This is a genomic window from Pseudoduganella rivuli (assembly GCF_009674485.1).
Classification (GTDB): domain Bacteria; phylum Pseudomonadota; class Gammaproteobacteria; order Burkholderiales; family Burkholderiaceae_D; genus Rugamonas; species Rugamonas rivuli_B.
The window spans coordinates 24641-37912 of sequence record NZ_WKJJ01000011.1; the positions used below are offsets into that span (position 1 = coordinate 24641).

Sequence of the window (13272 nt, forward strand, 5' to 3'; positions counted from 1 at the left end):
CGTCAGAAGCGTTCGACCCACGCCGCCAGTTGAGCGGGTGTCAGCATGGTGTCGCTGCGCCCCAGCTTGCCCTGCACGCCGCCCCCTTCGCCCGGCGCAATGTGCAAGGTCCAGCCGTGGCGGCCCAGCCACAGCAGGGCCGCCATCCAGAATGCATGCTGCGATGAAATCACGTCGGCGCTGGGCGACGCGAGGAATTCCGCCAGGTCCGCGCCATCGCGGAAATGGACGCCGGTCGTGCCCAGCACGCTGCAGGCGGCGCCGAAATTTTCCTCCAGCATGGAAAGAATGCGTTCCGGCTGTGCATCGGCATGGCGCTGGTCGATCTCGTCCAGGTGCTCGCGCACGGCCAGCGCGAACGCGGCATTGCGGAACGCTTCGGCGCTGGTGAGGTCGGCATGGTCGATCAGCAGCCAGTCCGGTTCGGGCGGCGCCACGCCACCCAGTTGCGCGGCCGCCAGGTACGACTCCACCGGCAGGCATGACACCAGCCCCCCGATACCGGCGCACAGCGTGTAGACCATGCCGACGCGGGACGCGATCACTTGCTGTTGGCGCACCACCAGTTTTTCGCGCAGTAGTTGCGCGTGTTCCCGGCGCAGCCGCGCCAGCTCCAGCGCCTGTTTCAATTCCATACGCAACGCCGCGATGTCCCACGGTTTCTGGATGTAGCGGTGGATTTGCCCCTGGTTCACGGCATCGACCGTGTGTTCCAGTTCCGAATACGCCGTCGTCAGGATGCGCACGATGTGCGGATAGCGGTCACGCGCATACGACAGCAGCGCATTCCCATAGGCGCCCGGCATGCGCTGGTCCGACACCAGCACCGCGATACGGTCCGCATGCTGGTCCAGCAGCGCCTGCCCTTCCTCCACCGACAAGGCGGTCAGCACGGGCGCCAGCGGCTCCAGCGCGCGCTGGAAGTATTTCAGCGCTGTCGCCTCGTCGTCGACATACAGGATGGCCGGAGTATGGGATTCGCTCATGGTTGTTCCTTAAGGTGGAAGCCCGCGGGGCAGGCGGCCGCCCGAGGCAAGTCGAAACTGAATGTGGTCCAGGCGCCGGCCACGCTGTCGGCCACCAGCGTGCCGCCATGCCGCCGGACCACGCCGTAGCTGATGGACAGTCCCAGCCCCAGGCCCTGTCCCACTTCGCGCGTGGTAAAGAACGGTTCGAACACGCGCCCCAGCAGTTGCGGCGCGATGCCGGGGCCGTTGTCGCGCACCGTCACGCGCAGGCGGGCCCCATCCGCCACCGCGCCGATGTACAGATGCGGTTTACGGTCCTGCAACTGGCGCATGGCCAGCGCGGCATTGCTGAACAGGTTGATCAGCACGCCAATGATATCGGCCTCGTCGCCCATGGCTATGGTATCGCCACGCAAGTCGCGCTCGACCTTTACATCCTTGATTTCATGACCGACCAGCCGGATCGCCGACTCCAGCGCGCGGGCGAACGGGAATGGTGCCATCTCGTCGCAATGTCCCTGCTTGCGGTGCGCAAACGTTTTCAGGTCGGACACGATGTACTGGACGCGCCGCATGCCTTCCTTCGCGTCGGCCAGGTATTCCGTCAGCGCCGGACTGGCTTGCGTCACCGGGTCTTCGCTGGCCAGGTCAATCGCCATCAGGCAGTAATTGACGGGATTGCACACTTCGTGCAACAGCCCCGCCGCCAGGGTGCCGGTCGCCGCCATCTTTTCCTGCTGCAGCATCTGGCCCTTGATGTCGGCCAGGTCGCGGTTGCTTTGCTTCAATTGCAGGTTCTTTTCCGCCAGTTCGCCCTTCAGCTGCAACATCATGGCGCGGGCCTGTTCGTTGTAGAAGGCGCACACGGCGCTGGCAATCACGGTAAAGATCAGCAACAGCGAGTTGACGGCGTAGGCGCCCTGCCACGCCGCGCCCGCCGGATGCGTGTAGCAAGCCAGGAAGTACATCAGGTACGTAATGCCGCCCAGGGTCAGGCACTGCCATACGGAAAACTGCAACGCGATGCCGGACGCGAACACCGCCAGGTTCAAGCCTTCGTAGTAAATCGAGACCGGGCCTTCCGTGACGTGGATCATCCAGCTGATCATCACCTGCGGCAGCAGCAGCCACGCAAACGTGATGCGCTGGACATGGCGCTGGGCCCAGGTGGCGCGCAGCATCAGCGCCATGCACAGCATCAGCAGTGAGACCACCGAACGCAGCGCCACGAAATGCAGCTGGTGGTCCGGGTACAGCGCGACGTCGAGCCCCACGCCCAGCATCACCAGCGCGATACAGGTATAGGCGCCGCCACGGGAAAAGCGCAGGCGGTACGCATGCAGCACCGCCGCGTAGCTGTCGCTGAACTCGTCCCTGGCGGCGATCACGGCAGGACGGCTTCCGCGCAGACGTAACCACTGGCGTCAACGCCACCGGCGCCGGTGGACAGCCGCACCAGCAGCGCGTCGGACGGCAACAGTCGGCGCATGCCGGCCTCGTCGCGGTAAATCAGGTACCACTCGAGGATGTGTTCCATCGCGTGCCGCCCCGGGGTGCACGCGTGCACATTGGCGACCAGCACCCGCCCCCGCCGGCGCAGGCGCGATGCGAAATACATCAGCAGCCGGGCGCACACTTTATCGGGCAGGTAGTCGAACAGGCCGGCGCAATAGACGGCGTCGAATTCCCCGGTGCTGGCGCCCTCTTCCAGCGGCCGTTTCAACAGGCGGTGCACGGAGTCGTTGACGTATTGAATGGTCGCCGGGCGCGGCAAGGCCGCATTACAGGCATCCAGCTTTCCGCGCGTCCAGTCCAGCGTCGTATCGCTGAAATCCACCAGTTCGAATGCCAGCCAGTGCGGCTCCGGGTATTCCTGCAGGAAGCGCTGCACTTCGACGGCCGGCCCGCAGCCCAGGTTCAGCACGCGGAACGGACGACCCGCCGCGCGCGCCGCATCGGCCTGCTCCGTCAGGAACGCCACCAGCATGTCGATGCGGCCGCGATGCGCCTGCGCCACCGGCGTGGCCAGGAAGGCGGCGTTGACGATCTGAAAATACGTGCCGGGCCCCTGGCGCGGATCGTCCAGCAACTGGTTCACCATCTGGTAGTCGCCCGCATAGCCCAGCGGTTTTGTATAGGTGCGGAACACGAATGGCGCCCGCAACACCAGCGGGTGCAGCGCATGCTGGGCAAATGCGCGGTGCGCCACGGCCTGGGTTTCCTCCACCAGCGCCGCCTCGTCGTTGATGTCGTCCAGGTAGCCGCGCAGGCGGACAATAAACGGTTCCGACAGTTCGGCAAACACGTCGGCGCGCAACCGCCCCTCGCCGTCTTTCGGCAAAGCATCGGACAAATCCGCCTGCTCCACCCAGCGCGCCACGTCGGTCAGATAGGCCCTGGTTTCGTTAATTGCAATCTGGTAAGCGCTGCGGATACGGTCCCGCTCATCCCAGTCGCGCACGAAGTCCAGCGCCGCCGTGCGCACGGCGCCAGGCGCCCATTCCACCATGCCCAGTTCGCGCCATTCATCGATGAGGCGCAGCGAGACCACGGCCGTCAGTCCCGTATTGACGAGGCTGATGACGACTGCCTTGCCGACATACGCGTTGGCGGCGCCGCGGCGCAACGTCAGTTCGGTCATGACTTCGCTGACCTGGACGATGGAATGGGGGTTATAGACTTCCATCACCAGGGTCCGGCGGCCCAGGTTCACGATGGTGCCCCGTGCCGCATCGCCTTGCGCGTTCACGAAACTGACGACGGGATCGATTTGCGTTTGCGGATACACGGCCGGACACACTCCAGGTTGGCGCGGCGCACAGGCGGCCGCTGATGTTACTAATGCAACGACGGCTGAGTGTATAGACGAGTGGCGCTATATGCAACATTTCCCCACGCTATGTTTTACACATTTACGACACATGGTTGGTATGCGCAGGCGAATAATCCGTATTGTTTTTCTGAAAAGGAGACTGTAGTTAAAATGGTACACTGATGATTCCGTCTGGAAACATCACTTATGAAAATAGCCAATCTGTCCATCGGCCGACGTCTGACGGCCGCCTTCTCTCTTACCATCCTGTTGCTGGCCACAGTGGTCGCCGTGGGCGCCACGCGACTGCAAGCGGTCAGCGCGGAAATCGACGTCACCATCAATGACCGCTACGCCAAGATCAGCCTGCTCAACGATTTGAAAGACGCGTCGAACCGCCAGGCGCGCGATGTCCGCAATGCTTTGATGCAAGACGGCGGCAACAGCGCCGAAGTGCGCGGCATTGCCGATACGGCGCGCGAGGGCGACGGCCATATCGGCAAACTGCAGGCGCTGGGCATGGCCGGCGACGCCGATACGCTGCTGCGCGCCATCATCGCAGCACGCACGGCCTATGCCACGTCGCTGCAACCGCTGATCCAAAAATTGCAGGAAGGCGACCGCGACGGCGCCAATGCATGGATGGCGGAACAGGTCAAAACCCTGCAACAGGCACAGTTCGACGCCATCGAGCAATTGATTGCCTACCAGGTCAAACAAATGCACGAATCCGGCAGCGCGGCGCGCGCCACGGCGCGCACGGCCAGCCTGGCCATGGTCGTCATGGGCGTGCTGGGCGGCATGCTGAGCCTGGCGACGGCGTGGTACATCACGCGCGGCATCGTCGGCCCGATCGGGCACGCGGTGACTGTCGCCCGTACCGTGGCCGACGGCGACCTGGGTTCCACCATTGAAGTGCGGTCCACCGATGAAGTGGGTGTGCTGTCGGCCGCACTGAAAGACATGAACACCAGCCTGGTGCGCATCGTGTCGGAAGTGCGGGTGGGTACGGATGCGATCCGCCGCGCGTCGTCGGAAATTGCCGCCGGTAATGCGGATTTGTCGGAGCGTACCGAGCAGCAGGCCGGTACGCTGGAAGAAACCGCGTCGGCCATGGCGCAGCTGACGGCCACCGTCCAGCAAAACACGGCCAGCGCGCACCAGGCCAACGCACTGGCGCAATCGGCGTCAAACGTCGCGGGACAAGGCGGCGCCGTGGTGTCGCAAGTGGTGGCAACCATGGCGTCGATTAACGCGTCGTCGCGCCGCATCGCCGACATCATCGGCGTCATCGATTCGATCGCGTTCCAGACCAATATCCTGGCCCTGAACGCGGCCGTGGAAGCGGCGCGCGCCGGCGAACAGGGGCGCGGCTTTGCCGTGGTGGCCACGGAAGTGCGCAACCTGGCGGGCCGCTCGAAGGCGGCGGCCCATGAAATCAAGTCGCTGATCGACGATTCCGTCCAGCGCGTCGATACCGGCGCCCGGCTGGTCGACGAAGCCGGGCAAACCATGGAGCAGATCGTCGCCAGCGTGGCGCGCGTGGCCGACATCATTGCCGACATTGCCCGCGCCAGCGCCGAACAGTTGACGGGGATCGAGCAAGTCAACGCGGCCATTGCCGGCATGGATGACAGCACGCAGCGCAATGCCGCGCTGGTGGAACAGGCGGCCAGCGCGGCGGACGCCATGCGCGAGCAGGCGCTGGCCTTGTCCGCCACCGTCGGCGTGTTCCGGCTAGGCGCCGCGGCCTTTGCCGATGGCACGGCGGCAGCGCCCGCCATTCCGGCGCAACCGGTGCGCCGCGTCAACGTGACGAAACTGGCGGACCGCCCACGGGTGCGCCGCCTGGCGGCGCCCGGCCGGGAGCTGGACGGCGAACGCGCCACCGGCACCTGATTCGCCTGACGAGCCGCCTGCGCTTGCGTACGCCAACGTACGGAAGCGTTACTTTCTGCGGCGTATGCTGGCGCCAACCACCTGAGGCTGCCATGACGACGATCCGCAAGGGCCAGGCGCCCGCGCCACTCGACCGCAACGAATTCCATGTGCAATTCCGCCGTTCGTTTACCGACCCGGCCTTTGAACGGGTACGGGATGCGCTGGAACAAGTCGAGCAAGTCGCATGGGAGGCTTATGACGAAGGCCGCAAGGCGCCCCGTACGCGGCCGGCCGGTCCCGGCTATGCCGATCCGGCGTATGCACTGTCCGACGAGTGGCGCGCCACCAGCGAGCGGCTGCACCAGGCCGAACGCGTGCAAAAGGATCCGGCTACCCCATCGCGCGTGTTGCTGATCAATGGCGCCGCGCGCAACGACGGTACTTGCCCCGGTGAAATGGCGAAATCGTGGCGCATGGTGCAGTTGCTGCGGGAAACGCTGCAAGCGGACGGGCTGGACGTGCACGTGCTGGATCTCAGCCGGCTGACGTCGGACTACGATTTACACATCCACCCGTGCAAGGGGTGCGTCTCGACCGCCATGCCGCTGTGCCACTGGCCGTGCAGCTGTTATCCGAACCACGCCGCGCGCCAGACCAACGACTGGATGGCGGAAATTTATGAACAATGGGTCGCCGCGCACGGCGTCATCATCGTCACGCCCGTCTATTGGTACCAGGCGCCGTCGCCGTTGAAACTGATGATCGATCGGCTGGTGTGCGCCGATGGCGGCAACCCCGATCCCACCACCACCCATGGCAAGAAGGCAGACCAGGCCAAGGCGCTGGAACTGGCGGGCTGGCCCTATCCCAAGCACCTGGCGGGACGGGCCTTCGGGCTGGTCGTGCATGGCGACGTGGCCGGCGTGGAAAGCTTGCGGCGCAATTTATCGGACTGGCTGAGCTGGATGGGCCTGATCCCGTCCGGCGGGCAGGCGCAGCTGGACCGCTATCTCGGCTATTACGAATCCTATGCGGAAAGCCACGACGTGCTGGACCGGGCAACGGCGTTCCAGCAGGAAGTCCGCAACGTGGGCCGCGCGGTAGCGGCGACCATCCGCCATATACGCTCAGGTCAGATGCATGAGGGAGATGAAGGCTTGACGCGGCCCCGGCCCAAGTAGCCCAGCCATTTTACTGCGCAATGGCACGCGTGACCTACGGTTGGCCCGGCACCTGGATCCGTCCGATGGCGCGGCTCACGCCATCCATCGGCGAAAATCCGGCGTGAGCGGCAGCAAAGGCGCGCGCGGCGGTGGTGAAGCTTGGGTTGCCCAGGGTGGCGCGGACCAGGGCGGGCCAGTCGGGCGGCGTGACGGGAATGTTGACGGCCACGCCGGCGGCGGCCATGCGGCGCGACACCAGGTATTGTTCGACCTGCATCGGCAACAGGAGCAGCGGCACCCCGGCCAGCAGCGCTTGTGCGATGGTCGCTTCACCGCCGTGGCAGACGCACCAGTCCGCCTCCGCCAGCGCCTGCGATAAATCCACCGGCTTGCGGGCATACAGGATGCCGGGCGCCTGCACCGGCGGCGGCCGGCCGTTGGCCACTTCCGGCAGGTAGCACAGCACGCGGCAACCGGCCTGCGCGAGCGCTCCCAGCACGTGCGCATGGTCGGCATGCCCGGTCTTCAGGTAGGCGAAGACACGGGGACCGTCACCGGCCGGCCATCTCGGCGTGATGCCGCCGCCGGCGGCGAACACCGGGCCCAGCCACTCCGCGGCTTCCGCCGGCCGCCCGTAATGGTCCATTTCCGGCCATGCCGTCATCCACGGCTCGTCGCCAAGGAACAAGTCCGCCGCCCAGGCCAGCGGCGCGGCGCCGTGGTGCGCCAGCACGGTGTTGGCCACCTGCAGCACCCGCGCTTCGGCCTGCGCCAGCCGCTGCGGCGGGATGGCTTCCCAGTCGCGCAGCGGCGGCAATGGGCTGCCCGGCGGCGGCAACGTGAAGCCGATGCCCACCGACGCAAAGCGCAAGCCCATGGTGCGGGCCGCCAGCATGGCGGTCGGCGCATAGTCGCCGATCACCATGTCGACCCGCGCCAGCTTGAACAGTGCGCGCCATCCTTGCACCAGCCCCGCCAGCCCGTTCGGTTCCAGGTAACCATATTCCAGGATGACTTCCGCCAGGTTGCCGCGGTTGTCCGGCAAGCCGACCGTCTGGTGGACCCACGTGGGCGCCTGCAATTTCGGCACGGGCAAATCCGCCAGCACCGCGTGGGTATGGCCCAGGTCGCGCAAGCTCAGCGACACGTCGTGTCCAGCCGCCAGCAATCCCTGCGCCAGCAGTTTCAGCCGCCCGGCGTGGCCCAGGCCGCCGCCGAGTTCCCAGCACAGGTGGACGTGCGCCATGCGTCAGTGCTCCAGCGCCGTCAATTCTTCGTGCAATTCCCCCATGTGGTCGACAACTTTCCACGCGCCGGGGAAATTGTAGTGCCGCGTCAGCGGATGGCGCAGCACGATGCAGCGCAAGCCGGCCGCCATCGCCGCCTGCAAGCCGCGCGGCGAATCTTCCACCACCACACACTGCCCCGCCGCCAGCCCCAGCCGTTCCAGCCCCAGCAGATACGGTTCCGGCGCAGGCTTGCTGTCGAGATAATGTTCCGACGTCAGCGCAAAGCGGAAATGCCGCAGCAACCCGAGCTTGTCATGGATTTGCCGGAAATGGTCGCCATTCGAACTGGTCACGACCCCCATCGCCAGCCGCGACGACAAGTCCGCCAGCACCGCTTCCACGCCCGCCACCGGCCGCACGTCCGCCCCTGCCAGCAGTTGCGCATAACGCACGTTGCGCTCCGCCCGGAGTTGTTCAATTTTCTCGTTCGTTAATTGCAAAGAGGTGACCAAATGCCAGGCCCCGCAATTGTCCGCCAGATACCAGTCAAAAAATTGCTGTTCCGACAAATCGACGCCCAGGCGCAGGAATAACTCGCGGTTGGCCTGATAAAACAGGCGTTCCGTATCGACCAGAACGCCATCGTTATCCCATAACACCCCGGCCAGCGCCATACTCTTACTCCAAATCAATATTCGACGAGGCCACCATTGTAGTGCATCGCATCATGCCGTAATGACCACACTGATGAATTTGCCTGCAAGAAACCTACCCTGTTGCCGCCCGGGTATGCAATACTCCACGCAACCGAACATACTCACCATTAACGCATGCCCGTCAAAGGCTTTTTTTCCCGCCTTGTTGCCCGCCTGTTTCCGCTCACTTTGAAGGCACGGATGGCGACTGTCGTCATCCTGCTGGTGCTGGGCGCCACCACCATCGTCACCACCGTGGCGCTGCTGCTGGCCGAGCGCGACATGAAAAGTGTGATCGGTTCACAACAATATGCGGTGCTGTCGACGGCCGCCGCCTACGTCGACGAACAGCTGGAAAACAAGCGCGCGCTCCTGGCCACGCTGCCGGAAGGCTTGCCGCCCGGCGCGCACGCCGATCCGGGCGCCATGCAGCGCTTGCTGGAATCGCGCCCGATCGCGCGCGGCGAATTCTTCAACATCATCGTGTTCGACCGTAGCGGCCAACTGGTCGCCACCTTGCGCCCGGATTTCAATGAAACCCGCGTGTCCGCCAGCGCCCAGCCCTATTTCGAAAACACAGTCCAATCCCGCAAGGGCCTGGTGTCGGAACCGTTCCTGTCGCGCCTGTCCGGCCGCCCGGTGGTGGTGCTGACCCAGCCTGTGCTGGACAAGGCGGGCGACGTGGCGTTCGTCATCGTCGGCAGCATCGATTTGCAAAAGTCCGACTTCTTCGGCCCCATCAATGCGCTCAAGCCCGGCAAGACAGGCTTCATGTTCATCATGACCGCGGACGGCGTACTGATCCACCATCCCACGCAGAGCCGCCTGCTGCAGCACATCAATGCGCGTCCCGGCTATAACCGCGCCACGGAAATGGCGCTGGCCGGCTTTGAAGGCTGGACCGAAGCGAAAAACAAGGATGGCGCGGAAGGGATTTACGCCTATAAACGCTTGCGCACCACTGGCTGGATCGTCGGTGCGCGCTATCCGACGGCGGAAGCCTTCGAACCCCTGATCGAATTGCGCCGGCGCGCCATCCTCGCCGCATCGGCCTTTGCCGCCGTGGCGGGCGTGCTGTCGTGGTTTGCCATCAGCCGCTTGCTGGCGCCGCTGCAACGGTTACGCACCGGCCTGGCGAAAATACGCGACGACGATGCCGACATCGCCCTGCTGCGCATGAAGCGCAAGGATGAAATCGGCGAACTGGCCGAAGCGATCTACAGCTTGACGGCTGAACGCAGCGAGGCGCTGGCCCATGCGCGCGACAATGAATCGCTGGTACGCAACATCCTGCAGCACGCGCCGGATGCGTTCATCGGCAGCGACCAGCAAGGCCGCATCGTCGAATGGAATGCCCAGGCCGAGCGCACGTTCGGCTGGAGCCGGGAAGAAGCCATGGGCCGCGGCATCGCCGAACTGATGGTGCCGCCCGCCATGCGCAAGGCCCACAACGCCGGCATGGAACGGTTTGCCCGCACCGGCGGCGGCCCGCTGATCAACAGCCGTGTGCGGGTCCATGCGCTGCACCGCGACGGCCGGGAAATTCCGGTCGAACTGTCGATCGGTGCGCTGCGCCATGGCGACGAACACATGGCCACTGCGTTCCTGCATGACGTCTCCGAGCGGGTCGCCTATGAAGAAAAAATCGCGGCCGGAGAACGCCGCGCGCGCATGATTGCCGACAGCATGCCGGCGCTGGTGGCGTACATCGACCGCGACTTGCGCTACCGCTTCACCAACGACCATTACCAGTACCTGCTGGGACTCGATCCCCGCAGCATGCTGGGCAAGACCGTGCCGGAAGTGTTTGGCCCCGACCTGTACCAGCTATGGGAAGACCAGATCAGCAAGACCTTGCGCGGCGAGCGCGTGCATATCGAACGCCGGTCGACGGAACTGGGCATGGCCATGCACATGATGGTGGACCTGGTGCCCGATATTGGCGAAGACGGCGTGGTGGCGGGGTTTTATTTGATGGCGATGGATATCACGCAGCGCAAGGAAGCGGAGCTGACGCAGGCCGCCAGCGAAAAGCGCCTGCGCCTGATCACCGACAACTTGCCGGTGCTGATTTCCTACCTGGACCACGAGCGTAAGCTGCGCTTTGGCAATGCCACTTACCAGCGCTGGATGCATATCGACCCCACTGCCGTGTTGGGCCACACGCTGGTCGACATCATCGGCACCCACCAGTACGCCAAATGCGCGCCCTACCTGGACCGGGCGTACCGCGGCGAAGTGGTGTCGTTTGAATTGCGCACGCTGCTGCATGGCGAAGTGCGCACGCTGGACACCACGTTCGTCCCCGATATGCAACCGGACGGCACGGTGGCGGGCGTGTATGCGCTGAGCCACGACATGACGCGGGTAAAAGCCGTGGAAGAACAGTTGATCGAACTGGCCCGCATGGACACGCTGACCGGCATCGCCAACCGCCGCAAGTTCGATGAAGTGCTGTGGCAAGCCATGGAACGCTGCCGCCGCCAGCGCAGCACAATGGCGCTGGCGTATCTCGACATCGACAATTTTAAAACCATCAACGATACGCTGGGCCACGGCGCCGGTGACGAAGTGCTGAAGGCGTTCGCCGCGCGCCTGCTGGGCACGGTGCGTGGCATCGACACGGTGGCGCGCCTGGCTGGCGACGAATTCGTGATCGTGTTTGAAAACATCAGCCATCCCGCCGAGGCGGCGGCGCTGGCCGCGAAAGTCGTGGGCGCCGTGCGCGAGGCCCTGGAATTGCCCGGTGGCTTGATGCAAATTACTACCAGTCTTGGCATTGCCTGTTATTCGGGTGGCAAGGAATCGCAGCAGGAATTGATCGCCCGCGCCGACCGCGCTTTATATGCTGCCAAGCGCAAGGGCCGCAACTGTTACGAAATGGAGACACAGTGCGTGTAATTACAAGGTTCGTCACAAAAGTGTGAGTATTGGAGAGAATTGCCCAAATTAAATCCGTCAGAATGAACCTGCTTCCACATCACTATCGGGGGACAGGTCATGGTGAAGAATATGCGGATGGAAACCCGGCTGCACGTCGGTTTGGGCAGTATCGTTGTGCTGGTGATCTTGCTGGGTTTGACTGCGTTCATGAACCTGGCTTCCCTGCTCTCGCACTGGACCACCTTTGAAGCGGGCACCATGGTCCGCAAGGATGCCGTGGTGGCGGTGGTCACCTCCAACGGTCATGCCGTGCACCATTTCAAGAACTACATCCTGCGGGGCGGCGACTATGCCGCGAAGTTCCGCGCCGACCTGGCCGATATCGACAAGGCCGTCAGCACCTACCAGGCCACGGGCGACATCGACCGCGAAGAACAGGCGCTGCTCAATGAAATCAATGCCGCCACCAAGGAATACGGCAGCCAGCTGACGCAGCTGGAAGCCTTGCGCGAAAAAGGCGCCACCATCCCGGAACTGGACAAGGCCGCCAAGGGCGCCGACGCCGCCATTACCGCCGCCACGAAAAAACTGCTGGAGCTGAACGGCACGGAAACCCGGCAGGAATCCGACGCCATGCGGGGCATCACGGAAAAGGCCAAACAAGTCATCCTGGTCTTCGCCATCGTCATTGCCGTACTCGGTTGTGGCCTGGCCATCTGGATTTCCCGTTCCATCGGCCTGGTGGTGCAGGATGTGCAACGCGTAGTGCAAACCCTGGCCAGCGCATCGAATGAAGTGTCGGCCACGGCCGGCTCGCTGTCCCAGGCGTCCAGCGAACAGGCCGCCAGCGTGGAAGAGACCAGCGCGTCGATCGAGGAAATGACGGCGTCCATCACGGCCAATGCGGAAAACGCCCGCGTCACGGATTCCATCGCCACCCAGGCGGCCAGGGAAGCGGCCAAGGGTGGCGAAGTGGTGAAAGCCACGGCGGCCGCCATGCGCCAGATTGCCAAAAAAGTATCGATCATCGACGACATCGCTTACCAGACCAATTTGCTGGCGCTGAACGCGGCCATCGAAGCGGCGCGCGCCCATGAGCACGGCAAGGGCTTCGCCGTGGTGGCGGCCGAAGTGCGCAAGCTGGCCGAACGCAGCCAGGTCGCCGCGCAGGAAATCGCGGAAGTCGCGTCGAACAGCGTGGAACTCGCGGACCAGGCCGGCACCTTGCTGGAAACCATGGTGCCGAATATCCGCAAGACATCGGACCTGGTGCAGGAAATCGCCGCCGCGTCGGAAGAACAGGCTTCGGGCGTCCGCCAGATCAACAGCGCCGTCAGCCAGTTGAGCCAGACCACGCAGCTCAACGCGGCCAGCTCCGAAGAACTGGCCGCCACGTCGGAGGAAATGAGCGCCCAGGCGGAACACCTGGCGCACCTGATGGACATGTTCAAGCGCTACACGGCCGCCGAAACGCCGCAGCGGGGCGAGCCGCCACGGCCGGCGCCAGGGCACCCGGTGCTGGTCAAACAGAAAGGCACGCGCACCATCGCGGCGCGCGGCGCCACTGCGGCCCCGGTGGACGAAACGCACTTCACGAAATTCTAGGCAGGGACAGGACGCGCCGGCCGGCGCGTCCTTCGC

At 64.5% G+C, this 13272-nt stretch carries 9 protein-coding genes; 4 read left to right on the forward strand and 5 right to left on the reverse strand.

Annotated elements, in window-relative coordinates; genetic code table 11:
* Positions 1-2: 2 nt before the first annotated feature.
* Genes GJ700_RS17930 through GJ700_RS17940 form a run of 3 tightly spaced genes read right to left on the reverse strand, consistent with a single transcriptional unit; the run spans position 3 to position 3756 of the window.
* Positions 3-986 (reverse strand): response regulator, encoded by a 984-nt coding sequence (locus GJ700_RS17930; protein WP_154376343.1) that lies wholly within the window; start codon positions 984-986, stop codon positions 3-5.
* Entirely contained in the window at positions 983-2356 is a 1374-nt protein-coding gene (locus tag GJ700_RS17935) for a sensor histidine kinase (RefSeq protein WP_371868019.1), read from the reverse strand. Before GJ700_RS17935 ends, GJ700_RS17930 begins: the two co-directional genes overlap by 4 nt.
* Positions 2353-3756 (reverse strand): class I SAM-dependent methyltransferase, encoded by a 1404-nt coding sequence (locus tag GJ700_RS17940; protein ID WP_371868020.1) that lies wholly within the window; start codon positions 3754-3756, stop codon positions 2353-2355. Before GJ700_RS17940 ends, GJ700_RS17935 begins: the two co-directional genes overlap by 4 nt.
* A gap of 231 nt (positions 3757-3987) precedes the next feature.
* Here GJ700_RS17940 and GJ700_RS36125 point away from each other — a divergent pair, with 231 nt between their 5' ends.
* The gene (locus GJ700_RS36125) at positions 3988-5679 is read left to right on the forward strand and encodes a methyl-accepting chemotaxis protein (protein ID WP_154376345.1); all 1692 of its coding nucleotides are present in this window, start codon (positions 3988-3990) and stop codon (positions 5677-5679) included.
* Positions 5680-5771: 92 nt separating this feature from the next.
* Positions 5772-6842 (forward strand): flavodoxin family protein, encoded by a 1071-nt coding sequence (locus tag GJ700_RS17950; protein ID WP_154376347.1) that lies wholly within the window; start codon positions 5772-5774, stop codon positions 6840-6842.
* A gap of 34 nt (positions 6843-6876) precedes the next feature.
* Here the strand turns inward: GJ700_RS17950 and GJ700_RS17955 are convergent, their stop codons facing one another.
* Together GJ700_RS17955 and GJ700_RS17960 are read right to left on the reverse strand one after the other, a co-directional pair.
* Positions 6877-8070 carry a glycosyltransferase gene (locus GJ700_RS17955; RefSeq protein WP_154376349.1) on the reverse strand — a complete coding sequence of 398 codons (1194 nt, stop codon included), beginning with the start codon at positions 8068-8070 and terminating at the stop codon, positions 6877-6879.
* Positions 8071-8073: 3 nt separating this feature from the next.
* Positions 8074-8727, reverse strand: coding sequence for an HAD family hydrolase (locus GJ700_RS17960; protein ID WP_154376351.1), 654 nt, complete (start codon positions 8725-8727; stop codon positions 8074-8076).
* Between the two features lie 222 nt (positions 8728-8949).
* Between GJ700_RS17960 and GJ700_RS17965 the strand changes: the two genes are divergently transcribed.
* Positions 8950-11649, forward strand: a complete 2700-nt coding sequence (locus GJ700_RS17965) for a sensor domain-containing diguanylate cyclase (protein WP_195763927.1) — start codon at positions 8950-8952, stop codon at positions 11647-11649.
* A gap of 99 nt (positions 11650-11748) precedes the next feature.
* Positions 11749-13236, forward strand: coding sequence for a methyl-accepting chemotaxis protein (locus tag GJ700_RS35545; protein ID WP_229507080.1), 1488 nt, complete (start codon positions 11749-11751; stop codon positions 13234-13236).
* The last annotated feature ends 36 nt before the right edge of the window (positions 13237-13272 follow it).